General features: G+C 70.6%; 25 protein-coding genes. 16 read left to right on the top strand and 9 right to left on the bottom strand.

The window, feature by feature from the left end; genetic code table 11:
- Positions 1 to 4: 4 nt before the first annotated feature.
- On the bottom strand, positions 5 to 709 hold the full coding sequence (locus AB0K11_RS25935; protein WP_364983996.1) for a hypothetical protein: 705 nt from the start codon (positions 707 to 709) through the stop codon (positions 5 to 7).
- The gene (locus AB0K11_RS25930) at positions 706 to 1,245 is read right to left on the bottom strand and encodes a sigma-70 family RNA polymerase sigma factor (protein ID WP_364983993.1); all 540 of its coding nucleotides are present in this window, start codon (positions 1,243 to 1,245) and stop codon (positions 706 to 708) included. The genes AB0K11_RS25935 and AB0K11_RS25930 overlap by 4 nt, the downstream gene beginning before the upstream one ends.
- A gap of 179 nt (positions 1,246 to 1,424) precedes the next feature.
- On the opposite strand from AB0K11_RS25930, the gene AB0K11_RS25925 reads away from it, so the two are divergent.
- The 3 genes from AB0K11_RS25925 to AB0K11_RS25915 all read left to right on the top strand — a co-directional run bounded on the left by AB0K11_RS25925 (position 1,425) and on the right by AB0K11_RS25915 (position 4,179).
- A complete protein-coding gene (locus tag AB0K11_RS25925; protein WP_364983990.1) occupies positions 1,425 to 2,117 on the top strand; it encodes a hypothetical protein in 693 nt (230 codons plus the stop codon).
- A gap of 42 nt (positions 2,118 to 2,159) precedes the next feature.
- Complete coding sequence (locus tag AB0K11_RS25920; RefSeq protein WP_364983987.1) at positions 2,160 to 3,077, top strand: hypothetical protein; 918 nt, start codon at positions 2,160 to 2,162, stop codon at positions 3,075 to 3,077.
- 169 nt (positions 3,078 to 3,246) lie between these two features.
- Positions 3,247 to 4,179 carry an alpha/beta hydrolase family protein gene (locus AB0K11_RS25915; protein WP_364984203.1) on the top strand — a complete coding sequence of 311 codons (933 nt, stop codon included), beginning with the start codon at positions 3,247 to 3,249 and terminating at the stop codon, positions 4,177 to 4,179.
- 9 nt (positions 4,180 to 4,188) lie between these two features.
- On the opposite strand, the gene AB0K11_RS25910 is transcribed toward AB0K11_RS25915, so the two are convergent.
- Positions 4,189 to 4,620, bottom strand: coding sequence for a PPOX class F420-dependent oxidoreductase (locus AB0K11_RS25910; RefSeq protein WP_364983984.1), 432 nt, complete (start codon positions 4,618 to 4,620; stop codon positions 4,189 to 4,191).
- A 225-nt stretch (positions 4,621 to 4,845) separates the two neighbouring features.
- Here AB0K11_RS25910 and AB0K11_RS25905 point away from each other — a divergent pair, with 225 nt between their 5' ends.
- From AB0K11_RS25905 to AB0K11_RS25895, 3 genes are read left to right on the top strand one after another with little or no spacing between them, the layout of a single operon-like run.
- On the top strand, positions 4,846 to 6,054 hold the full coding sequence (locus tag AB0K11_RS25905) for a fused response regulator/phosphatase (RefSeq protein ID WP_364984200.1): 1,209 nt from the start codon (positions 4,846 to 4,848) through the stop codon (positions 6,052 to 6,054).
- Complete coding sequence (locus tag AB0K11_RS25900) at positions 6,051 to 7,697, top strand: CHASE3 domain-containing protein (RefSeq protein ID WP_364983981.1); 1,647 nt, start codon at positions 6,051 to 6,053, stop codon at positions 7,695 to 7,697. The genes AB0K11_RS25905 and AB0K11_RS25900 overlap by 4 nt, the downstream gene beginning before the upstream one ends.
- Positions 7,694 to 8,134, top strand: coding sequence for a response regulator (locus AB0K11_RS25895; protein WP_364983978.1), 441 nt, complete (start codon positions 7,694 to 7,696; stop codon positions 8,132 to 8,134). Before AB0K11_RS25900 ends, AB0K11_RS25895 begins: the two co-directional genes overlap by 4 nt.
- A 7-nt stretch (positions 8,135 to 8,141) precedes the next feature.
- On the opposite strand, the gene AB0K11_RS25890 is transcribed toward AB0K11_RS25895, so the two are convergent.
- On the bottom strand, positions 8,142 to 8,981 hold the full coding sequence (locus AB0K11_RS25890) for a hypothetical protein (RefSeq protein WP_364983976.1): 840 nt from the start codon (positions 8,979 to 8,981) through the stop codon (positions 8,142 to 8,144).
- A 79-nt stretch (positions 8,982 to 9,060) separates the two neighbouring features.
- Here AB0K11_RS25890 and AB0K11_RS25885 point away from each other — a divergent pair, with 79 nt between their 5' ends.
- Together AB0K11_RS25885 and AB0K11_RS25880 are read left to right on the top strand one after the other, a co-directional pair.
- Positions 9,061 to 9,648, top strand: a complete 588-nt coding sequence (locus AB0K11_RS25885; RefSeq protein ID WP_364983974.1) for a class I SAM-dependent methyltransferase — start codon at positions 9,061 to 9,063, stop codon at positions 9,646 to 9,648.
- Positions 9,649 to 9,686: 38 nt separating this feature from the next.
- Positions 9,687 to 10,367, top strand: coding sequence for an alpha/beta fold hydrolase (locus AB0K11_RS25880; protein ID WP_364983972.1), 681 nt, complete (start codon positions 9,687 to 9,689; stop codon positions 10,365 to 10,367).
- Between the two features lie 7 nt (positions 10,368 to 10,374).
- Here AB0K11_RS25880 and AB0K11_RS25875 read toward each other — a convergent pair whose 3' ends face one another.
- Positions 10,375 to 10,806: an SRPBCC family protein gene (locus tag AB0K11_RS25875; RefSeq protein ID WP_364983969.1), complete on the bottom strand. Its 432-nt coding sequence runs from the start codon at positions 10,804 to 10,806 to the stop codon at positions 10,375 to 10,377.
- A 328-nt stretch (positions 10,807 to 11,134) separates the two neighbouring features.
- Between AB0K11_RS25875 and AB0K11_RS25870 the strand changes: the two genes are divergently transcribed.
- From AB0K11_RS25870 to yaaA, 4 genes are read left to right on the top strand one after another with little or no spacing between them, the layout of a single operon-like run.
- The gene (locus AB0K11_RS25870; RefSeq protein ID WP_364983966.1) at positions 11,135 to 11,755 is read left to right on the top strand and encodes a peptidoglycan endopeptidase; all 621 of its coding nucleotides are present in this window, start codon (positions 11,135 to 11,137) and stop codon (positions 11,753 to 11,755) included.
- A gap of 42 nt (positions 11,756 to 11,797) precedes the next feature.
- Positions 11,798 to 12,934, top strand: a complete 1,137-nt coding sequence (locus AB0K11_RS25865) for a nucleotide pyrophosphatase/phosphodiesterase family protein (protein ID WP_364983963.1) — start codon at positions 11,798 to 11,800, stop codon at positions 12,932 to 12,934.
- A gap of 51 nt (positions 12,935 to 12,985) precedes the next feature.
- The gene (locus AB0K11_RS25860; protein WP_364983960.1) at positions 12,986 to 13,465 is read left to right on the top strand and encodes an MSMEG_6728 family protein; all 480 of its coding nucleotides are present in this window, start codon (positions 12,986 to 12,988) and stop codon (positions 13,463 to 13,465) included.
- Between the two features lie 34 nt (positions 13,466 to 13,499).
- The gene (gene yaaA / locus AB0K11_RS25855) at positions 13,500 to 14,246 is read left to right on the top strand and encodes a peroxide stress protein YaaA (RefSeq protein ID WP_364983957.1); all 747 of its coding nucleotides are present in this window, start codon (positions 13,500 to 13,502) and stop codon (positions 14,244 to 14,246) included.
- Between the two features lie 3 nt (positions 14,247 to 14,249).
- Here the strand turns inward: yaaA and AB0K11_RS25850 are convergent, their stop codons facing one another.
- The 3 genes from AB0K11_RS25850 to AB0K11_RS25840 are packed head-to-tail and all read right to left on the bottom strand — an operon-like array spanning position 14,250 to position 16,690.
- Positions 14,250 to 14,966: a mitomycin antibiotics/polyketide fumonisin biosynthesis protein gene (locus tag AB0K11_RS25850; RefSeq protein WP_364983954.1), complete on the bottom strand. Its 717-nt coding sequence runs from the start codon at positions 14,964 to 14,966 to the stop codon at positions 14,250 to 14,252.
- 53 nt (positions 14,967 to 15,019) lie between these two features.
- Entirely contained in the window at positions 15,020 to 15,382 is a 363-nt protein-coding gene (locus AB0K11_RS25845; RefSeq protein ID WP_364983952.1) for a VOC family protein, read from the bottom strand.
- A 45-nt stretch (positions 15,383 to 15,427) separates the two neighbouring features.
- A complete protein-coding gene (locus AB0K11_RS25840; protein WP_364983949.1) occupies positions 15,428 to 16,690 on the bottom strand; it encodes an amidohydrolase family protein in 1,263 nt (420 codons plus the stop codon).
- A 25-nt stretch (positions 16,691 to 16,715) separates the two neighbouring features.
- Between AB0K11_RS25840 and AB0K11_RS25835 the strand changes: the two genes are divergently transcribed.
- From AB0K11_RS25835 to AB0K11_RS25825, 3 genes are all read left to right on the top strand, one after another.
- Positions 16,716 to 17,558 (top strand): helix-turn-helix transcriptional regulator, encoded by an 843-nt coding sequence (locus AB0K11_RS25835; RefSeq protein WP_364983946.1) that lies wholly within the window; start codon positions 16,716 to 16,718, stop codon positions 17,556 to 17,558.
- A complete protein-coding gene (locus tag AB0K11_RS25830) occupies positions 17,555 to 18,226 on the top strand; it encodes a (2Fe-2S)-binding protein (RefSeq protein WP_364983943.1) in 672 nt (223 codons plus the stop codon). Before AB0K11_RS25835 ends, AB0K11_RS25830 begins: the two co-directional genes overlap by 4 nt.
- A gap of 91 nt (positions 18,227 to 18,317) precedes the next feature.
- A complete protein-coding gene (locus AB0K11_RS25825; protein ID WP_364983940.1) occupies positions 18,318 to 19,700 on the top strand; it encodes a pyridoxal-dependent decarboxylase in 1,383 nt (460 codons plus the stop codon).
- Here AB0K11_RS25825 and AB0K11_RS25820 read toward each other — a convergent pair.
- Positions 19,697 to 20,212, bottom strand: coding sequence for a hypothetical protein (locus AB0K11_RS25820; RefSeq protein ID WP_364983937.1), 516 nt, complete (start codon positions 20,210 to 20,212; stop codon positions 19,697 to 19,699). The genes AB0K11_RS25825 and AB0K11_RS25820 overlap by 4 nt on opposite strands.
- 184 nt (positions 20,213 to 20,396) lie before the next feature.
- On the opposite strand from AB0K11_RS25820, the gene AB0K11_RS25815 reads away from it, so the two are divergent.
- Positions 20,397 to 21,290 carry a fructose bisphosphate aldolase gene (locus AB0K11_RS25815; protein ID WP_364983934.1) on the top strand — a complete coding sequence of 298 codons (894 nt, stop codon included), beginning with the start codon at positions 20,397 to 20,399 and terminating at the stop codon, positions 21,288 to 21,290.
- Positions 21,291 to 21,321 lie beyond the last annotated feature (31 nt).

Here is a 21,321-nt window from a genome sequence, read left to right as displayed (position 1 = left end):
CCTCTCAGGTGTTCACCGTCGTCACCGCCAGCTTGGTGTCCGTTCCCGCAACCCGGATGTCGACGGTGCGGATCTGCGTGGTGGGAATGACGGTGGCGGCGGCGAGGCCGGTCGCTTCGTCGCCCGCCGGACTCCACGACGCCACCGTCGACTGAGCGCCGTCGACGGTGGTGACCACCAGGTCGTAACTCGCGACGTCGGTGGCCCATTCGGCGGTGTACTCGCAGGTCCAGTCGAAGCGGGTGCCCCAACCCTTCTCCGACACCGCCAGCGCGGCGCTGACACCGCCCCGGGAGCCCGGCGACATCGCCTGCAGCGTCACCTCTCCCGTCGACGTGGCCTGCCGCGGGATCACCGCGTAGCCGACGAAGCCGCCGATGAGCAGCAGCGCCGCGGCGGCGGCGAGCGCACTGGTCCACAGTCCCGTCCGCGAGCGGCTCTTCCGCTCGGCGCGGGCGTCGGCGAGCGAGGTCACCGGGGCGGCACGCTCTCCCGGTCCGTCGCCGGCGTCGACGGGCTCGAGCAGCGCGTAGGCCTCCTCGGGGGTCAGTGCATCGAGCAGTGACGGGATCACCCGCAGCTCGTCCAGCTGGGCGCTCCGTGCGGGATCGGCGGCGAGATACCGTTCGTACTCCTGCTGTTCGGCCGGCGTCAGGGCGCCGAGCACATAGGCCGCATCCCACTCGGCCAGGTTGTCGTCCGTGCTCATCGGACCACTCCCCTCTCCTCCAACGCCGTTCGCAACGCCCGCACCGCGTAGTGCAGCCGTGATTTCACGGTGCCCGGCGGCACCCCCTCGTGCGCCGCGATGTCGCCGATGGTCTGACCCAGGTAGTACGTGCGGACGATCGCGGCGCGGTGATCCGGACTCAACGACCGCAACACGTCGGCCAGCACCATCTTGTCGACCGAGGGGCCGAAGATGTCGGGCGTCTGCCGCTCCGGCATCTCCTCGGTCTGCTGTTCGCGGGTGAAGCGCGCGCTGCGGCGATCGTCGATCACCAGGTTCTTGGCCACGGTGTTCAGCCAGGCACGCACCGACTCGCTCGGCCGGGCCAACACCTCCGGCTTCTGCCAGAGCCGCAACAGTGACTCCTGCACCACATCCTCCGCGAACTGCTGATCACCGCGGGTCAGCCGCAGCACATAGCGCTGAAGCGGCAGGCTGTGCGCATCGTGCATGGCGCGCAACTGCTCGGCCTGGCCGGCGGTGCGCGCTGTGGGTGGCGTCTCCGGGCTTGTCATCTCTCACCTGTTCGACGGGTGGGACTGCGATCCGGTTCAACCCGACACCGGTTGTGCCCGATTCTGTCAGGCTTGGCACCGCGGCGCGGACGTCACCGCGAACCGCGTGAACCTTTTCCACTCCCCGCCCGTCGAGGGGGGTGACCGCTCCGCCGGGAGCGCACAGAAAGGACCCCACCATGGCCGGATACCGCCGGATCGTGCTCACCTGCTCCGGTGCGCTGCTCGCACTGGGCACCCTGTCGGCCTGCGGCGGCGGATCCGAACCCGCGAAACCGGATGGCGCGCAGACCTCGTCGGCCACGTCCGCCACCGCCTTTCCGCCGTCGGCCACCTTCGTCGCCGACATGGACAAGGACGGCGCTGCGATGACGATCGGCATCAGCGTCGACGGCAAAGACGTCACTGCCTACGCGTGCAACGGAACCGACGACGAAGCCTGGTTCTTCGGCGAGCAGACCGCCGGCGGGATCGAGATCACGTCCCGGTTCCGCGACACACTCACGGCGTCGTTCGACGGCACCGATGTCGTGGGTGACCTGACCATGGACGGGACGACCTACGAATTCACCGCCGCCCCCGCCGAACCGCCCGCCGGCATCTACACCGCGGACGCCGGCGGCACCCGCGCATCCTGGATCGTGCGCGCCGACGGGTCGTCGCTCGGCGTGCAGTTCACCGGAGACAACGACGACCTGACCGTGTTCGAGAAGCAACAGCTCAAGCAGGCGGAGTTCCGCGAGAAGGTGCGCAACCAGCGCAAGCTCGAGCAGGCGGAGCGCCTCGAGCGCACCGGGAACGGGTCGATGAGCTCGACGATCAACGGCACACTGGTCGCCCCGAACCGGGTGAACGGTTCCTTCCGGCCCTGAAATCGGTTGCCCTGCCGGGCGGCATCTGATCGGGTCACCCGTATGTCCCCGACCCGGTGGCCCTCGCTCTCCGATCAGTACGCAGTCGCGCAACTGGTGTACGGCGGTGAGGGCCGCCGCGTCGTCGACGACTGGATGTCCGAGCAGGCGGCTCGGGTCGACGATCCCGAATTCGCGGCGCAATTCAGCGAGGTGCGATTGCCGGGCATCTCCCCCGGCGAGTTCGCGCACCGCCTCGTCGGCTCCTCCCGGGGCGCCCTGCTCGGCGGCATCAGGTTTCGCGGCCGCGACATCGCGCGGCCGTTCATCGAGGTCGTCGCCCATGACTTCGAGGACCTCGACGACCTGCGGGACTGCGTGCGGTCGGAATGGGCGGCGTTCGCGCCGGGCGCGCTGCGCCTCTACGCCGCCCCCGGCCGGCTCACCGGTGCCCGAGTCGTCACCGACCTGACCGTGCACGCCGCACGCTGCAGGGACATGGCCGCCGCGGACGGCCGGGTGGAACTGGATCGCTTCGCCACCGGCGACGAGGCGGTGCGACTCGTCGCCCGAGCGTACCGCGGACTCGCATCGACCGATCCGGCGTTGCGCCGCAACATCTTCCCCGCCGATGCGGAAGCATTGACCGCCTGGTGCGCGGCGGGCCGGGCTCACGCGGTGCGCGCAGGCGGGCGCACCGTGGGACTGCTGGCGGTGGCCCCCGGCCGGGTGCACTGGCTCGAGGGCGACGAGATCCAGGAGGAGGTCATCGACCCCGAGCACGTCGGCCGCGGTTACGCCGCATCGGCGCAGGCACGGTGGGCGCGGCTGCACGGCGCCCCGGACCGCCTGCTGCTGGGGACGATCGACCGCCTCAACACCGCGTCGCGCCGCACCGCGCTGCGTGCGGGCAGGCCCGCGGTGCTCGAAGCCGTGTTCGCCGCGCTCGGACGCGGTGAGGCGCAGCGCCGGTTCCCCTGATCACAAGCCGATCACGGCGCGGCGTGGGCGGCACGCCGGACACCCGCGACGGCGATACCGTGCGCGGTGCACTGCCCCCGAACCGAGACGGATACCGATGATGGCTTGTTCTGACTCCAGGTCGCGCGCACGGACACTCCGGGCGTCGGTCGTCGTGCTGCTCGCACTGATGCTGCCGGGCCTGCTCGGGATCGCCGGCCAGTCCGCCACCGCCGCGGCCTTCTCGCGGGAAGGACTGCCGGTGGAGACGCTGGCGGTGCCGTCGCCGTCGATGGGCCGCGACATCCGGATCCAGTTCCAGGGCGGCGGCCCCCGCGCGGTGTACCTGCTCGACGGCCTGCGGGCGCAGGAGGACGCCAGCGGGTGGGACATCAACACCGCGGCGTTCGAGTGGTTCCACCAGTCGGGGCTGTCGCTGGTGATGCCCGTCGGCGGGCAGTCGAGCTTCTACACGGACTGGTACCAGCCTGCCGCGGGCTCCAGCGGCACCGTCACCTACAAGTGGGAGACGTTCCTGACCCAGGAGCTGCCCGCCTGGCTGGCGGCCAACCGGGGTATCTCACCGACCGGGAACGCCGTTGTCGGCGTGTCGATGTCGGGCGGATCGGCGCTGAACCTCGCCATCTGGCATCCCGCCCAGTTCATCTTCGCGGGCTCGCTCTCGGGCTACCTCAACCCCTCACTGGGCCTGTGGCCCACCATGATCGGACTGGCGATGAAGGACGCGGGCGGCTACAACTCGACGAACATGTGGGGGCCGGCCCGTGACGTCGCCTGGCGGCGCAACGACCCGACGGTCAACATCGCGCGGCTGGTCGCCAACGGTACGGCCGTGTGGGTGTACTGCGGCACCGGCACGACATCGGATCTGAGCACTGCGGGCGGCAACTTCGGCGGGACGTTCTCGGCCGGCTTCCTCGAGAACATCACCTTGAACACGAACAAGGCGTTCCAGGAGAGCTACGTCGCCGCGGGTGGGCGCAACGCGGTGTTCAACTTCCCGCCGGACGGCAATCACAGCTGGGGGTACTGGGGCGCGCAGCTGCAGGCGATGAAGCCCGACCTGCAGAAGGTGCTCGGGGCGGCTCCTCCCCCCGCCTGAGCCGAACCGTCAGCGCAGGCGTTCGCCGTAGACGTGCGCGACGGTCATGGTCATCAGCACGCGCCGGTCCGAGACCATGACGCTGCGGTACTCGTCCCAGTCGGGGTGCTCGCCCGCGGCCTTGCGGTAGTAGTCGACCAGCGCCTGCACCTCGGGGCCGTGCGGGTCGGTGCCCGGACCGGTCAAGCCGACCGTGCCCTCCGCGGTGGCCCACGACCACCCGTCGGGGCTCGTCACCTCCAGCGCCGCACGCGGATCCCGGCGCAGATTGGCGGTCTTGGCCCGGCCTTCGGTCATCGACACGTACAGGACGTCGGCGTCGCGGTCGTAGTACGGGGTGACGGGCGACAACTGCGGGCGGCCATCTGCTTTCAGCGTCGCGAGCACTCCCAGCCGGCTCTGCGCGATCAGCGCACGCGGGTCGAACGAGTCGTCGGTCATGTCGACAGCCAACCACTCGCCGGCCCCGGGCTATTCCGCAGCGGTCCGGACGAGTGCCAGGTGGCGGCCTCGGGCGGGCGATCCTGACGCCCCGGCAGCCGCGCCCGACAAAATAGGGCGGTATCGGCGCGCCTGCACCGGACGCGCTGAGTATTGTCGTCAGCGTCGCTTCGGACAGAAGCCGACGCGGCCCGCGTGATCTGTGAGGTGAAGGACGACTTGCCGATGCGCGCCCCGTACGACTCGGGACCGATGCCCGTGCTCCCACCCCCGATCGAGCGTCAGACGTTGTCCTTGCTGTTGGTGGAGGACGACCGCGGTGACGCCGTGCTCGTCGAAGAACTGGTGGCCGACGCCGACGCCGACTTCCACGTCGTCTGGGCCGAGTCGATGGCGCAGGCCGAGCACGCGCTGACCGTGGCGCGACCGGACTGCGTACTGCTCGACATGCATCTGCCCGACGTCAACGGCATCGAGGCGCTCGACCGCATCGCCGCCCGCGACGCCACCATCCCGGTGATCGTGCTCACCGGCCGCAACGACGAGCACTTCGGCGTCTCCGCCGTCGCCTCCGGTGCCCAGGACTACCTCGTCAAGGGCCGGGTGGAACCGGAGATGCTGCGTCGCGCGGTGCTCTACGCCATCGAACGCAAGCGGGCCGAGTTGACGGCGGTCGAACTGCACGCCAGCAGGCTGCGGGCCCGGGAGAACTCCCGGCTCGAACGAGGCCTGCTGCCCTCGCCGCTGCTGCTCGACGATCCCGGCGTGGAGATCGTCGCCCAGTACCGGCCGGGCCGGGAGAACGCCCTGCTCGGCGGTGACTTCTACGACTTCGTGCAGACACCGGACCGCACGGTGCATGTGATGATCGGCGACGTCGCCGGCCACGGCCCCGACGAGGCGGCCCTCGGCGTCGCGTTGCGCATCGCGTGGCGGGCATTGACCTTCGCCGGCCTGCGGGGCAGCGAGCGGATGCGCCAGCTCGAACGGATCCTGCACGCCGAGCGCGCCAGCAGGAGGATCTTCGCCACCGTGCTGAGTCTGGCGATCCCCCCGGACAAACCGCTCATCACCGCGGTGCGTGCCGGACATCCCGGGATGCTGCTGCACGGCCAGGGGACGGTCGACTGGGTGGAGCCCCCCGGTGGCCCCGCCCTCGGCCTGCATTCCGGTGACTGGGCGCCCCAGCAGGTCGAACTCCCTCTCGGCAAGGGCCTGGTGCTGCTGACCGACGGCCTGTTCGAGGGCCATTCCGGCCGCGGCAACGAACGACTGGGCGAGGACGGGCTGCTCCAGCTGGCCCGCTCGCTGGCGCACCTGCCCGGGCCGGAGTTCGTCGAAGCCCTGATCAACGGCGCGGAGGACATGGCGCGCGGCCACGGCGGGATCACCGATGACATCGCGGTGGTCCGGGTGGAACGGACGGCGCTGTGACGGCAGAGTCGCAACCCGTCGCCGACCGGCACCGGGGCTCGCAGCTCACGGTGGCGGGCTGGCAGACGCTGGTGCTGGCCGTCATCGGTGTGGTCGTACTGACAGGTGCGGTCGCCACGGTGGTGCTGCTCAACCGCACCGACGGGGTGGCCCGCGACCTGGTCGACGGCATCCAGCCGTCCCGGGTGGCGGCCTATCAGCTGCAGGCGGCGCTGCGCGATCAGGAGACAGCCGTGCGCGGATACGCCATCGCCGCCGATCGTCAGTTCCTCGAGCCCTATTACGACGGACAGCGTGCGGAGCGCGACGCCGCGGGCGACATCCGTGCGCGGCTGGGTGACCGGCCCGACCTGCTGGCAGACCTGGACGCGATCGAAGACGCCGCCGAGTCGTGGCGGTCCACCTACGCCGAGCCGTTGATCCGCAGCATCACCCCCGGCCAGCCCAGCTTCGTGGACGGCGCGACCGCCGAACGCGGCAAGGTCGAGTTCGACAACCTGCGTGCTCTGTTCAACGTCCAGAACGAGCAGTTGTCGGCCGCGAGGGCCACCGGCGTCCGGGAGCTCGCCGAGGTCCGCACCTGGCGGGACCGCGTGCTCGCCGCGATCGTCGTGGCATTCGTCGCCGCGGCGGCGGGGCTGGCGGTGCTGGTCCGCAATGCGGTGAGCCGGCCGCTGGCACGTCTGGCCGAGACCTGCCGCCGCATCACCGAAGGCAACTTCACCGAACGCATCGTCCCCAGGGGACCGAAGGACATCCGCGGCATCGCGGTGGACGTCGAGAACATGCGGCAACGCATCGTCGACGAACTCGACTCGTCGCGGTCGGCGCGCGAGCGGCTCGTCCTGCAGGCCGAGGCGCTCGACGAGCAGGCCGTCGACCTGCGCCGGTCGAACGCCGAACTCGAGCAGTTCGCCTACGTCGCCTCGCACGACCTGCAGGAGCCGCTGCGCAAAGTGGCTTCGTTCTGCCAGCTGCTCGAGAAGCGGTACGGCGATCAGCTCGACGAGCGCGGGATCTCCTATATCGGATTCGCCGTCGACGGCGCCAAGCGGATGCAGGTACTGATCAACGACCTGCTGACCTTCTCCCGCGTCGGCAGGCTCAACGCGACGTACGCCGAGATCGACCTCGACGCCACCCTCGACGCCGCGCTGTCCAATCTGGAGACCTCGATCGAGGAGGCGGGCGCGCAGATCGACCGGTCATCCCCGCTGCCCCGGGTCGTCGGCGATCCGACGCTGATGGCGATGCTCTGGCAGAACCTGATCGGCAACGCGGTGAAATTCCGGCACGTGGACCGGACCCCGCACGTCGTCATCGACTGCGAGCCAGGCACCGGCGACCACGACGGGCAATGGCTGATCACCGTGTCGGACAACGGCATCGGTATCGCACCTGAATTCGTCGACAAGGTGTTCGTGATCTTCCAGCGGCTGCACGGCCGCGACTCCTACACCGGCACCGGCATCGGCCTGGCGCTGTGCAAGAAGATCGTCGAACACCACGGCGGCGCCATCTGGATCGACACCGCATACACCGACGGCACCCGGTTCCGCCTCACCCTGCCCACTGCGCTCGACGCACCTCACGCCGCAACCGACGAACTGGCGGCGGCCTCACCGGAAGGAACACCCTCATGACCACGGCCGGCCGCGCCATCGACGTCCTGCTGATCGAAGACGACCCCGGCGACGAGTTGATCACCCGGGAAGCCTTCGAGCACAACAAGATCAAGAACAACCTTCACGTCGCGCACGACGGCGAGGAGGGCCTCGACTTCCTGTACCGGCGCGGAGCCTATCCGGATGCACCCCGTCCGGACCTGATCCTGCTCGACCTCAACCTGCCCAAGTACGACGGCAGGCAGTTGCTCGAGACGATCAAGTCCGATCCCGAGCTCTCCCACATTCCCGTCGTGGTGCTGACCACGTCGTCTGCGGAGGAGGACATCCTGCGCAGCTACAAGTTGCACGCCAATGCGTACGTGACCAAGCCGGTGGACCTCGACCAGTTCATGAACGCGGTCCGCCAGATCGACGAATTCTTCGTCCAGGTGGTCCGGTTACCGCAGTTCTGACTCGGCGTCAGCGCGGGGGCAGCGCGCCGTTGCCGGACTGGCGGGCGTTGTTGTCGATGGAATTGATCCACTGGCGGAACTGGAGACCGGCCACGATCGGCGGCAGCGGTTTCGCGGGTGCCGCGGAGTCCGAGCGCTGCCACGGCTGACATCCGGAGGTGCTGAACGCCCGGTCGGTCGCCTCGATCGTCACCGTCTGCGGCTTCTTGGTCATCGCGTTGTCGAGGATCTCGCCGTGGTCGCCCGTGCCGAGGCGTTTCCAGTAGCAGACCTTGCCGTCGACCGGGCCCGACGTCACGTACGTCCCCGGAACGATCTGGGTGCCCACGGCGAAAGAGCCGTCCCCACTCATCGCGGTCTGCGGCTCGGCCGGCGGTGCGCCTTCGGCAGGCGCGGCGCCTTCGGCCGGCGGTGCGTCCTCGGCGGGCTCGGATTCGGCCGGAGCTTCGGCAGGCGGAGCTTCGGCAGGCGGTGCGGCCTCCGCGGGCAGAGCGGCCTCTGCTGACGGAGCGGTCTCCGCGGACGGAGCGGTCTCGGCGGACGGTGCGGACTCCGACGGAGCGACGTCCTCGGCGGGCGCGGCGTCCCCGGCCGGTGCCGGAGCCTCGGCAGGCAGGGTGTCCCCGGCCGGTGCCGGAGCCTCGGCCGGCGCCGATGCGGGACCCGGCAGGCGGCCACGGGGAGGCGCAGGGGCGGGTACGACTTCGGCGGCCGGCGCAGGGTCCGGCGCGGGACCCGGGAGCGGCCCGGGCGTCGCGGGCTGGGCGCCGGCGACACCCGCGGATCCGCCGGCGCCCACCAGCACAAGCAGCATCGCCGTCGCGGCGATCCTCCTCGTCGACCTCATAGTTTGCCAGCCTAGATGATTCCCGCGGCGGGACGCACATCGTTGGCGCCGATCAGCGCCGATCTGAGACCCTGGCCCGGTGAGCACCCGATGGCAGCACACCGACGCCCCGCGAGGCGATGACTACGACGCACGATGGCGGTCGCTGGCCGCCGAGGGGCGCAACGTGCACGGTGAGGCCGACCTGGTGTCGGCACTGCTCTCCGAATACGGCGGCAGCCGCGTCCTCGACGCCGGGTGCGGCACCGGGCGGGTGGCGATCGCGCTGGCCGACCGCGGCCACACCGTGGTCGGCGTCGACGTCGACGCAGGCATGCTGTCGGCGGCCCGTGCCAAACAGCCCGAGCTGGAATGGGTCGAAGCCGATCTCGCCGAGCTGGCAGCGCATCTGGCCGACGCCTTCGATCTGGCCGTCATGGCAGGCAACGTGATGATCTTCGTCGAGCCGGGGACCGAGGGCCGGGTGCTGGAAGCGGTCGCAGGCCGCCTTGTCGCCGGCGGCCTGCTGGTCGCGGGATTCCAGATCCGTCCCGACCGGCTGTCCCTGGCCGACTACGACCGACTGGCCGAATCGGCCGGCCTGCGGCCGATCGCCCGCTGGGCCACGTGGGACCGCGAACCGTTCACCGGCGGTGACTACGCGGTGTCGGTGCACCGGCGGGCCTGATCGTGGCGGCCGCCCGGCCGCTGCGGCAGACTGGCGCCGTGCAGACGGTGGAGTACGCACCCGGCCGACATGCCGACCTGTTCGGCACCGGCGCGGGGCCGACGGTGCTGATCTGGCACGGCATGCAGACCGACTCGCGCGGCGCCGTGCGTGCACTGGCGCAGATGGTGGCCGACCGCGGGCTCGCGGTGGTGGCAGCGGACTGGGACGCCCATGCCGACGACGCAGGCAGGGCGGACCTGCTCGGATCCGTGCGTTTCGCGCAGCAGCGCTCCGCGGGGGCCGACGAATTCGTGGTGGTCGGCTGGTCCATGGGCGGTCTCGCGGCGGCGGGGCTGGCGTTGCAGGCAGCAGAACTCGATCTGCGGATCGGCCACACCGTCTGCCTGGCCGGAGCGTTCATGGCCCCGGAACCGTTCACGGGAGAAACGCTGCCGGCGAGCCTGCCCCGTGTCGGCCGTCGCTCGCCCTTCCTTCTCCTGCACGGCACGCGCGACGACGTCGTGCCGGTGACGGCGAGCCGGGAGTTCGCCGCGGCCCTACGGCGTGACGACTGGCCGGTCGACCTCGTCGAACTCGACACCGATCACGCCGCCATCGCCGGCGCCACCTACGACCCCGTCGCAGACCGGTACGAGGCGGCCGAGGACGCGGCCGCCCTGGCGGTCGCCGCCGACGTGGCGGCCCGCATCGCGGCGGTCGCCACGCCCCGGGGCTGAGCGGGCGTCAGCCGTACAACTCCTCGAAGCGCTCGATCGAGCGCTCGATGTCGCCCTTGACGGCACGGGCGGCGGCGGCGCCGATGGGCCCGAACAGCGGTCGGCCGCCGAGATCGATCAGCACGGTGAACGTGCAGCCTTCTGCCGCGGGCTTGACCGACATCGTCAGCGCGTACTTCGTACCTCCCACGCCGTCGCCGGTGACCTTTAGCAGTTTCGGTGGATCGAAGGTGCGGATCGTCCACGCCACCCGGTTGCGCATGCCCTTGGCGCCTGCCACGCCCACCAGCGTGGTGCCCTCGCTGAGTTCGGCGGGTACCTCGCCGCGCCACCCCTGGTGCATCGTGAGCCAGTCGCCCAGCTCGGACAGATTCGACGCATGGTCCCATGCCTGCTCGGGAGAGATGGACAACGATCGGGTCAACTCCAGTTTGGCCACCGGCGAATGGTAACGGCGGCGGTGACAGGGCCGGCCCGAATCGGTCGAAGGCGGGTCGGCGCGCGCCGGGCCGGGCGACCGTTCTCCGCACTGGCGGGCCGCCGTCGTCGCCTCGAAAGTTCGCCCGCTCGGGCGGATTTGATCGTCTTCGGGCAGTGATTTGCTGCGCGGATGTGTGATTCGCGGGCGATCGTGGAATCCCTCCCGTAGCGGGCCCGAATGTTGCCGGATCTGCGCCACATTGGTGATCTTGGTCATAGATTTTGCGTATTGTGGCCGGTATCACCGCTTTTGGCGGGTCACGGGCGTTCTGTTAATGTCCGGCCGCATGTTTGCTCTAGCGACGATGTTGACGCTCATCAACCAGGTCTCGGGCACGCCGTACATCTCCGGCGGTGACAGTCCCGCAGGTACGGACTGCTCAGGTCTGGCCTCCTGGGTGAGCAACGCAGCCACCGGACGACCGATCTACGGCGATCGCTTCAACACCGGGAACATGGAGAGCGCGCTGCTGGCCCGCGGCTTCAAGCACGGCTCGGAGCCCGGGGCACTGGTCATCGGGTGGAACAGCGGCCACGCGGCGGTGACACTGCCCGACGGCACCCCGGTCTCGTCCGGTGAGAGCGGCGGCGTGAAGATCGGGGGCGAGGGCGCCCATCAGCCGCAGTTCACCAAGCACATGTTCCTGCCGATGCCGGCCGAGCAACCACTGCCGCCCGCGCCGCCCGCCGGGCCGAACGTCATCTCGGTCAGCATGCCGCCGGCGCCGGGTGCCCCCGTTCCGCCTCCGCCCGGTGCGCCGCTGCCCCCGCCGCCCGGTGCGCCGCTGCCTCCCCCGCCGCCGCCGGTGGGTGCGCCGCTGCCTCCGCCGCCCGGTGCGCCGCTGCCGCCTCCGCCCCCGCCGGGCGCGCCGCTGCCGCCACCGCCCGCGCCTGTGGTCGCCGCGTAGAGCCATCGACCGGACCGCGGCAGCTGTGGCAGGCTCGGCGGCGTGGACCTGCCGCGTCCGGACCCGGCCCGCGCGCACCTCGCCGACGTGGTGCCCTCGGTTCTGGCGGCGATGAACGTCGCCGGCTTCGACCGCCGGATACCGCTACCCGATGATGTGACCGGCGCCTGCGTCCTGTTGATCGACGGCCTGGGCGCCGACCTGCTCGACGCCCACACCGCCGACGCGCCCGTCCTCGCCGGACTGCGCGGACCCACGCTCGACGTCGGCTTCCCGTCCACCACGGTGGCCGGCCTGGCCGCGGTCGGCACCGGAGTGCGTTCCGGCGAACACGGGCTCGTGGGCTACTCGTTCGGGCTGCCGCAGGTGGGCCTGATCAACGCGTTGCGGTGGCGGGTCCACCCCTTCGGCGCCGACCTGCTCGAGGACGTGCCGCCCGAGCAGCTGCAGCCGATGGCGACCACCTTCGAGCGGGCCGCCGCGGCCGGGTTCGCGGTGAGTGTCATCTCCGCCGCCCAGTTCACCCATTCGGGGATGACCCGCGCGGTGCTGCGCGGCGGGCGGTACGTCGGCGTCCACGGTCTCGGCGATCTCGCGGCGGGCATCCAGTCCGCCATCGCCGACGGCGGACTCTGCTACGGCTATCACGGCGACCTCGATCTGGTCGGTCACCTGTACGGCCCGGGGTCGACGGCGTGGCGGATGCAGCTGCGACAGGTCGATCGCCTGGTCGAGTCGGTGGTCGAGGCGCTGCCTGCCGGCGGGCTGCTCGCCGTCGTCGCCGACCACGGCATGGTGGAGGTCGACCCGGCCGACGTCATCGACGTCGACGCCACGGAGTCGCTGCTCGACGGCGTCTCGGCAGTGGCCGGTGAGGCGCGGGCGCGCCACGTCTACGTCCGCGACGGGGCGGCCGACGCTGTCTCGGCGGCATGGCGCGAGACGCTGGGCCACCGGGCCTGGGTGGTGACGCGCGACGAGGCGATCGACGCCGGCTGGTTCGGCGACGTGGTGGCCGACGCGGTACGGCCACGCATCGGTGACATCGTCGCCGCGGCGCGGGGCAACGCGGCCATCGTGCGGCGGACGGCCGAGCCCATGGAGTCGTCGCTGGTGGGCCACCACGGCTCGCTCACTGCGGCTGAACAGCGGGTGCCTCTGTTGCTTGCGGTCGGCTGAGCCGACGCGCGCTCGCGTGTCGGCCCTCCGCCCACCGGGTATGCGCGCGCCGTGCAGACCTTTCTGCCCTATCCGGGATTCGCGGAGTCCGCGGTGGTGCTCGACGCGCGTCGCCTGGGCAAGCAGCGGGTGGAGACCATCCAGGTGCTGCGGGCGCCGACCGTCCCCGGCTACGGCTGGCGGCGCCACCCCGCCGCCGCGATGTGGGCCGGCTACGAGGAAGCACTCGTGCGCTACGGCCTCGACGTCTGCGCCCAGTGGTGCGTGCTGGGCCACGCCGACACCTGCGCCGACACCCTGGTTTCTGACCTCGCCGACACCACCGGCCTGGTTGCGGTCCGGAGCCAGGACGAGCTTGCCGCCGCTGGTGAGCTACCGCCCTGGCTCGGCGAGGCGGACCTGCACCGCAGTCACCAGTCCGCCCTGGTGCGCAAGGATCCGGTGCACTATCGCGCGTATTTCGCCGAGGTGCCCGACGATCTGCCGTACGTGTGGCCGGACTCCGATCGGGCCCGCCGCATCCCGTTGTGACGACGGCCGCCGGGCGGTTGTTAACGTCGGCGCTGTGATCGTGCTGCTGCCGCCGTCGGAGACGAAACGAGCCGGCGGCGACGGCCCACCGCTGCGGCTCGAGACGCTGCGCTGCCCCGAGCTGAACCCGGCCCGCGGTGAACTCGTCGACGACCTGGTGGCGCTGGCGGCGGACCGCGCCGCCTCCCGGTCCGCGCTGGGTCTGTCGGAGAAGCAGGACATCGAGATCGACCGCAACGCGGCGTTGCGCACCGCCCCCACCCTGCCTGCCCTGGTCCGCTACACCGGTGTGCTCTACGACGCACTGGACATCGGATCCCTCGGCGGCGCAGCGGCTTCGAGGGCCCGTGCCCGGCTGGCGGTCGGGTCGGCGCTGTTCGGTCTGCTGCGCGCCGACGACCAGGTGCCCGCCTACCGGTTGTCGGCAGACTCGAAACTGCCGGGCCGCAGCACCCTGGCAGCGCATTGGCGGCCGTCGCTGGAACCAGTGCTCGCCGAGCTCGCCGTCGACGATCTGATCGTCGACCTCCGGTCCGGATCGTATGCGGCGCTGGGGCGGCTGCCCGACGCGGTGCGGGTGGACGTCGTCTCGGAGCGCGCGGACGGGAAGCGCTCGGTGGTCAGCCATTTCAACAAGGCGCACAAGGGCCGGCTCGCGCGCGTCCTGAGCGGCAGCAGAGCCGAACCCGACGACGCCGGGAAGGTGGCGGCCGTGGCGAGGCGGGCAGGCATGCGGGTCGAGCGCGAGGGCAACGACCTGACGGTGATCATCGCCGCCTGAGTGTCAGTCCCAGACGCGGGCCAGCGCCGACTCCGACCCCGGGGTGAGCGGCCCGGTCAGCATGACCGGTGCCTGGGCCATGAATCGTGGCGTGGCGCCGCGGTGTTCGTCGGCGGCGTGCACCGTGAACGGGTGGACGAGATACATGTCGCCGGGGCTGCCGGTCGCATACCCGACCGGGCATCCGGCGCTCGCCTCGTCGACGATCGGCGTCGAATCCTGGAAGGAGAACCGACGCTCCCCCAGCGCCGTGGCCACCTCGCGATGTGAGCCGATCCGGATGCGCGTCGGCGCGTCATCGGCCCCGACTTCGGACAGCAATGTCAGCAGCAACAGGGTGTGCGGTCTCCCGCTGACTGACCACGAGCCGTCGGGCGCCGGCGTATTGGCGTCGATGTGCCAGCCGCGGTCCTCTGCGGGCGGCTGCACCGGGAAGCGAACGGGGATGTTGCCGAGCGCCCCCCGCGGTGACCAGCCACCGCGGCCGCACACGCGGTCCAGTGCGTCGGCGAGGCGGGCGCTGCGCGCGATCTCGCCGAACGGGCCGGCACCGGTGAGGTCGGCGGCCCACTTCACCGGCGCGTCCCACGTCCCGGGTTCGTCCGGGTCGAGTCCGATCTGTCGCCACAACAATTCCCTTGCGGCGTCAGCGGTTTCGCGCGCAGCAGCCCCGGTCAGCCGGGCGAAACCGGCACGGATGAAGTCGTCGACGTCGAGCACGTGTCACAGGGTGCCGCACGGAACTCCGTTCGGGCCACCGATTTTCGGCGGATCTACTCGGTGATCCCCCAGACCAGGCAGAACGTATGCCCTGCCGGGTCCCGGTACACCCGGAAGTCGCCACCCTCGATGCCCATGTCGGTCGCGCCGAGTGCGAGCACCTGCTGCTGCGCGGCCTCGACGTCGTCGACCTGGATGTCGAGGTGGAACTGCTGCGAGCCGCGCGGATCCGGGAACCGCGGTGGCTCGTGTTCGGGTGAGAGCTGGAAGGCCAGCCGTCGCCCGGAGGACTCGGTGAGCACGATGAACGCGTCGTCCTCGGCTTCGATGTCCCCGCCGAGCACACCGGCGTAGAACTCCGCCAGTGCCTGCGGGTCTTTGGTGTCGACGACGACGGAGCGCAGTTTCCCGATCATGGCTGCCGGGTTTCCGGTGTGGGTCGGCGGTAAACGGCCCGGCCGTCAGGCCTTGGCGAGCTGCTTCTGCTCGTAGATCCGCGCCCATTCCTTACGCGGCCGGATCGACACGTCGACGTCAGCGCCCTTGGCGCGCAACGCACCGACCTTGGCATCATCGCGCGGGGTCAGCTTGAACGGGTCCCAGCCGAAGAACCGGCAGCTGTTCTGCCAGGTGATCTTGTCGATGTCACTGTCGTCGGCGCCGGCCGCGAGCAGTTCGGCGTGCACCTGTTCGGGCGCGTCGGGCCAAAAGCAGTCCGAGTGCGGGTAGTCGCACTCCCAGGCGATGATGTCGATGCCGATCTCGTGGCGCAGCTTGAGCGAGGTCTTGTCGGTGACGTAGCACGCCAGGGAGTGCTCGCGAAACACGTCACTGGGCAGCTTGTCGCCGAAGTCGCGGCGCAGCCACTTCTGATTCGTGTAGTGCCGATCACTGCGATCCAGATAGAAGGGGATCCAGCCGATCCCGCCCTCGGAGAACGCGAACTTCAGATCCGGGTAGTTGCGCATCGCGGGTCCCCACAGCAGGTCCTGCGCGCACATCGCCGACACCTGGGTGGCGAGGATGATCAGGTTGTCGATCGGGGCGTTCGGCGCCATGCTGATCGCCCCGAAACCCGTGCCGATGTGCAGGCACATCACCACGTTCTCCTCGGACAGCGTCCGGAACACCGGACCCCAGTACTCCTCGTCGTGGTAGCTCGGCAGCCCCTCGAGGTGCGGCAGCTCCGGCATCGTGACCGCCCGGCAGCCCTTGGCCGCGACCCGGCGGATCTCCTTGCACATGGCTTCGGGGTTCCACGTCGGCAGCACCGCGATCGGGATGAACCGGTCGGGGTAGCTGCCCGCCCACTCGTCGATGTGCCAGTCGTTGTAGGCCGACACCATGACCAACGTGACCTCTTCGCGGTGCATGTTCAGGTGACGCGCCGAGAAGCCGGTGAACGTCGGGAAGCACATCGACGCGAGAATGCCGTTGCGGTTCATGTCACGGACGCGCTCGTGAACGTCGTACACCCCGGGCCGCATCTCGGCGAAGCCGGCGGGATCGCGGCCCCACTCCTCGGGCGGCCAGGACACCACCGCGTTGAGCCCGCTGACCCCCTGCGGCCTGCCCTGATACATCCACTGGTCGACGCCCTTGTCGTCGGTCACGACGACCGGCGCGTCGGCCTTGTACTTGGCCGGCACATGGTTGAGGAACATGTCGGGCGGTTCGACGACGTGGTCGTCGATGCTCACCAGGATCAGGTCGTCGGTGTTCATGACTCAACTAGTACCCTCGGAAACCGTGACCGTCTCTGCGCGTCCGGCCATAGGTTTGGCCGTACCGGCCAACCTTGGCCGCGTTGTCGGCCATGTCGACCTGCGCCGCGGCGGGCGCGCCCTCGGCGGCAGTTACCTCTACGAGGGCGAGAAGCTGGTCACCGGCTGGCACTCTCACGACGTCCACCAGATCGAGTACGCCACCGGCGGCGTGGTCGAGGTGGAGACCGCCGCCGGCCATCACCTGGTGCCCCCGCAGCAGGCGGCGTGGTTGCCCGCCGGCCTCGAGCACCAGACCACGATGAGCCCCGCCGTGCGCACCGTCGCCGTCATGTTCGACCCGCAGCTGATCACCCGTGGCGGCGACCGGGCCCGGATCCTGGCGGTGTCGCCGCTGATCCGCGAGATGATGCTCTACGCCCTGCGATGGCCGATCGGCCGACCGGACGGCGATCCGGTCTCCGACGGATTCTTCCGCACGCTCGGGCACCTGGTGTCCGACGCGCTCGACCACGAGACGCCGCTGAGCCTGCCGACGTCGGAGCACCCGATCGTCGCCGCGGCGATGGCCTACACCAAGGAGCATCTGCAGTCCGTGACCGCCGAGGAGGTCAGCCGCGCCGTCGCGGTGTCCGAGCGGACCCTGCGCCGGCAGTTCCAGGACGAACTCGGGCTGAGCTGGCGGACCTATCTGCTGCACGCGCGGATGCTGCGGGCGATGGCTCTGCTGGCCTCTCCGGGGCAGTCGGTGCAGGAGACCGCGTCGACCGTCGGGTTCGACAGCCTGAGTTCGTTCACCCGGGCGTTCACGCAGTTCTGCGGCGAGACCCCGTCGTCCTACCGCCGACGGGCCGCACCGACAGGGTGAACATCACCTCGGCACTGGCCGACATCTCGTCCTACGGAATGTTCTTCACGATCGCGGTGGGCGACGGAAACGGCGACGCGCAGAACTGGCGGCCGATCGCCGACTGCTACCGCGACGGCTGCGCGGACCTCGTCGATCTGACGGTGACCCGGTACCGCACGGACGACCGCCGGGTCGGCGCGTCGCTCGTCCACCTCGGCCACGCCGCCCGGTTGTGGTCGCCCGTGCTGGCGTGCGTGGTCGGCCACGGCGTGCTCCCCGACCTGACGTCGTTGCAGCGCGCACGCCACGGCCCGCAGTTGCGTCTGACCGACCCCGCCGGCGAATCGGCCGGCGCGCAGGGCTTCTCCCCCGGGCGGCTCTACGACGCGGTGGTGGACGGCCAGCTGAGCCGACTGGCGGCGGGTATGCCGGTCAGGCTCGCGCCAGGACTGCTGCGCGGCAACATCGCCTCCGCGCTCGTGGGCAGTGCTGCCGCGCTCGCGGCGGCACGTCCGGACCTGCGCCGCGCGGTGGTCGGGTTGACGGCCGCGCTGCTGGACTCGACACCGTTGGCCGGGTCGGGCCGGTTCAGCGCCGGAGACATGACCTTCCGGCGCCGCAGCTGCTGTCTGTTCTACCGCGCGCCTGCCGGTTCGATGTGTGGCGACTGCTCGTTGCGCGGCTAGAAGCCGAAGCCGAGATCCGCGGCCGCGCTTCTTTTTCGCCTCATCACGCCGAACCACCTTGTCAATGAACGGCATTGAGTAGGGTCGAGTCATGCCCGACCGCACCGCCGGCCTGCACAGCGCCGTCCGGCACGCGACGGCGTTCCTCGCCGGACTCGACGAGCGGCCGGTCGGCGCCCGATCGTCGGCGGCCACGGTGCGCGACCGTCTCGGCGGACCGCTGCCCGAGCGCGGTGAGGACCCCGCCGCCGTGATCGAGGCGCTTGCGCTGGGCGCCGAGCCTGGTCTGGTCGCCAGCGCAGGCCCGCGGCACTTCGGTTTCGTCGTCGGCGGCGCGGTCCCCGCGGCACTGGCCGCCGACTGGCTGGTCTCGGCGTGGGACCAGTGCGCCGCGTTCCACGCGCTGTCGCCGGCAGGTGCGGCGATCGAGGAGATCGCGGCGTCGTGGGCGCTGGAACTGCTCGGACTGCCGGCCGGTGCCAGCGTCGGGTTCGTCACCGGCGGGCAGGCGGCGAACACCACCTGCCTGGCCGCCGCCCGTCATGCCGTGCTGGCTCGCGTCGGCTGGGATGTCGAGGACCGCGGCCTGATCGGCGCGCCGGCTCTGCGAGTGTTCTGCGGTGAGCAGGCGCACGTCACCATCCACACCGCACTGCGGCTCCTCGGACTCGGCGCCGGTACCGCGACCCGGGTGCCCGCCGACGGTCAGGGCCGGCTCGATCCCGGTGCGCTCGGCGACGCGCTGTCGCGCGCCGAGGGTCCGGCGATCGTCTGTGCGCAGGCGGGCAACGTCGCCACCGGGGCCTTCGACCCGTTCGGTCCGATCGCCGACGTGTGCGCCGACCACGGTGCCTGGCTGCACGTCGACGGAGCCTTCGGGCTGTGGGCCGCCGCGGCGCCCGGCACCCGGCATCTCACCGCCCACGCCGACCGCGCCGACTCCTGGGCGGTCGATGCCCACAAGTGGCTGAACGTGCCCTACGACGCCGCCCTGGCGGTGGTCGCCCATCCGGACGCGCACCGGGCGGCGATGAGCCTGACCGGTCCGTATCTGGTGGCCGATGCGGGTGAACGCGACAACACCAGCTACGTGCCGGAGAGTTCGCGCCGCGCCCGGTCGGTGCCGGTCTACGCGGCGATCCGGTCGCTGGGCCGGGCCGGCGTCGCCGAGCTGATCGAGCGCAATTGTGCGCAGGCACGGCGGATGGCGGGGCTGCTCTCGGCGATCCCCGGGGCGCAGGTGCTCAACGAGGTGGTGCTCAACCAGGTGCTGCTCCGGCTCCCGGGCGGCGACGCAGCCAATCGCGCCGCCATCGCCGCCATCCAGCAGGACGGCACCTGCTGGCTGGGCGGCACCACCTGGCGGGGCGAGCATGTGCTGCGCATCAGCATCGCGAACTGGGCCACCAGCGACACCGACATCGACCGGTGCGCGGCGGTGATCGCCTCCGTCGCCGAGCGGACCGCCGGCTAGATGTCCACGATCCGGTCGGAGGTGTAGAACTCGTCGGGAACCTGCGAGAACGGCTGGGGCTGCTCGATGGAGATCCAGGCACCCGTCGCACCCGGCGCGATCGGACCGCGCAGCGTGACGAAGCCCGACCCGGCGGCATTGGTGTTGATCGCCCCGACCGCGGTGCCCTCAGACCCGGCCTCGCAGCTCGCCGCCGACGACCGTGGCGTCTGGATCACCTTGACCTCGTAGAAGGTGAACGGTTCCGCGACCGCCAGGTCGACGTCGGCCACCAACTGACCCGAGCCTTCCGTGCGGATGTGTGCGGTCGCCCGACCTTCGCCCGCCGCCGACACGTACTGCATCGGGCTGGCGTCGCAGCGACGCAGGATGTTCGAGAACGTGACCAGTGACGGGTCGACGCCCGGCGGTAGAGCGGCCGCACCCGGAGCGCCGACGATCATGAGTACTGCCGGTCCCACCGCCGTCGCCATGGCCGCACCCACCGCCGCGAATCGTTTCAGCTGACGCATTGCCCGAACCCCTTCGCCTTCCGACCCGACCCCGCCGTCGGTACCGACAGCTGGTTCACAGCCAACCATGGCACCTGCCGGAGCGGTCTCGTATGGGCCGAATATCCTCGGACGCGGACCGCGCTCGCCGGCGACCGGCGGACGTGGCCGACGACCACCGTCTTCAAGGGAGTAGGCAGCGCAGATGGCGAACGACAAGCAAGCGGACAAGGTGTCATCGGGCAAGGGGTTCATCGCCGCGCTCGATCAGAGCGGCGGCTCGACCCCCAAGGCGCTGCGGCTCTACGGAGTCGAGGAGAGCGCGTACTCCTCGGAGCAGGAGATGTTCGACCTGATCCACCAGATGCGGTCCCGCATCATCACCTCGCCGGTCTTCACCGGCGACCGGGTGGTGGGCGCCATCCTGTTCGAGCAGACGATGGACCGCGAGATCGAGGGCAAGCCGTCGGCGACCTACCTCTGGGAGGACAAGGGCGTGGTGCCGTTCCTCAAGATCGACAAGGGTCTGGCCGACGTGTCCGACGATGTGCAGCTGATGAAGCCGATGCCCCAGCTCGACGACCTGCTGGCGCGGGGCGCGCGGGGCGGCATCTTCGGCACCAAGGAGCGCTCGGTCATCGGCGGTGCGAACGCCGCGGGCATCGCCGCCGTGGTCGAGCAGCAGTTCGAGGTGGCACGACAGGTGCTCTCGCACGGCCTGGTGCCGATCATCGAGCCCGAGGTGACCATCTCGATCGACGACAAGGCGCAGGCCGAAGAGATCCTGCGCGACGAGATCGCCAAGCAGCTCGACAACCTGCCCGACGACCAGAAGGTGATGTTGAAGCTGACGCTTCCGACGGAAGCCAACCACTACCAGCCGCTGGTGAACCACCCGAAGGTGCTCAAGGTCGTGGCGCTGTCCGGCGGTTACCCACGCGACGAGGCCAACACGCTGCTGGCGAAGAACAGCGGCGTGATCGCCAGCTTCAGCCGTGCACTGACCGAGGGCTTGTCCGCCCAGCAGTCCGACGCCGAGTTCGACGCCACCCTCGACAAGGCGATCCAGTCGATCTACGACGCGTCGGTGGCCGGATAGCGCGGGCGCCGGACCTACCGGCTCACGTATC

Origin of the sequence: Mycobacterium sp. NPDC050551, from assembly GCF_040674075.1 — a bacterium.
Classification (GTDB): domain Bacteria; phylum Actinomycetota; class Actinomycetes; order Mycobacteriales; family Mycobacteriaceae; genus Mycobacterium.
This window is presented reverse-complemented; position numbering and strand designations above follow the sequence as displayed.

Bases quoted from the DNA above. Each gene is read 5' to 3' on its own strand.
- AB0K11_RS25870 (WP_364983966.1), top strand. From the start codon at position 11,135: ATGTTTGCTCTAGCGACGATGTTGACGCTCATCAACCAGGTCTCGGGC.
- AB0K11_RS25845 (WP_364983952.1), bottom strand. From the start codon at position 15,382: ATGATCGGGAAACTGCGCTCCGTCGTCGTCGACACCAAAGACCCGCAG.
- AB0K11_RS25930 (WP_364983993.1), bottom strand. From the start codon at position 1,245: ATGACAAGCCCGGAGACGCCACCCACAGCGCGCACCGCCGGCCAGGCC.
- AB0K11_RS25905 (WP_364984200.1), top strand. From the start codon at position 4,846: ATGCGCGCCCCGTACGACTCGGGACCGATGCCCGTGCTCCCACCCCCG.
- AB0K11_RS25910 (WP_364983984.1), bottom strand. From the start codon at position 4,620: ATGACCGACGACTCGTTCGACCCGCGTGCGCTGATCGCGCAGAGCCGG.
- AB0K11_RS25840 (WP_364983949.1), bottom strand. From the start codon at position 16,690: ATGAACACCGACGACCTGATCCTGGTGAGCATCGACGACCACGTCGTC.
- AB0K11_RS25825 (WP_364983940.1), top strand. From the start codon at position 18,318: ATGCCCGACCGCACCGCCGGCCTGCACAGCGCCGTCCGGCACGCGACG.
- AB0K11_RS25915 (WP_364984203.1), top strand. From the start codon at position 3,247: ATGCTGCCGGGCCTGCTCGGGATCGCCGGCCAGTCCGCCACCGCCGCG.
- AB0K11_RS25935 (WP_364983996.1), bottom strand. From the start codon at position 709: ATGAGCACGGACGACAACCTGGCCGAGTGGGATGCGGCCTATGTGCTC.
- AB0K11_RS25895 (WP_364983978.1), top strand. From the start codon at position 7,694: ATGACCACGGCCGGCCGCGCCATCGACGTCCTGCTGATCGAAGACGAC.
- AB0K11_RS25815 (WP_364983934.1), top strand. From the start codon at position 20,397: ATGGCGAACGACAAGCAAGCGGACAAGGTGTCATCGGGCAAGGGGTTC.
- AB0K11_RS25925 (WP_364983990.1), top strand. From the start codon at position 1,425: ATGGCCGGATACCGCCGGATCGTGCTCACCTGCTCCGGTGCGCTGCTC.
- AB0K11_RS25920 (WP_364983987.1), top strand. From the start codon at position 2,160: ATGTCCCCGACCCGGTGGCCCTCGCTCTCCGATCAGTACGCAGTCGCG.
- AB0K11_RS25890 (WP_364983976.1), bottom strand. From the start codon at position 8,981: ATGAGGTCGACGAGGAGGATCGCCGCGACGGCGATGCTGCTTGTGCTG.
- AB0K11_RS25820 (WP_364983937.1), bottom strand. From the start codon at position 20,212: ATGCGTCAGCTGAAACGATTCGCGGCGGTGGGTGCGGCCATGGCGACG.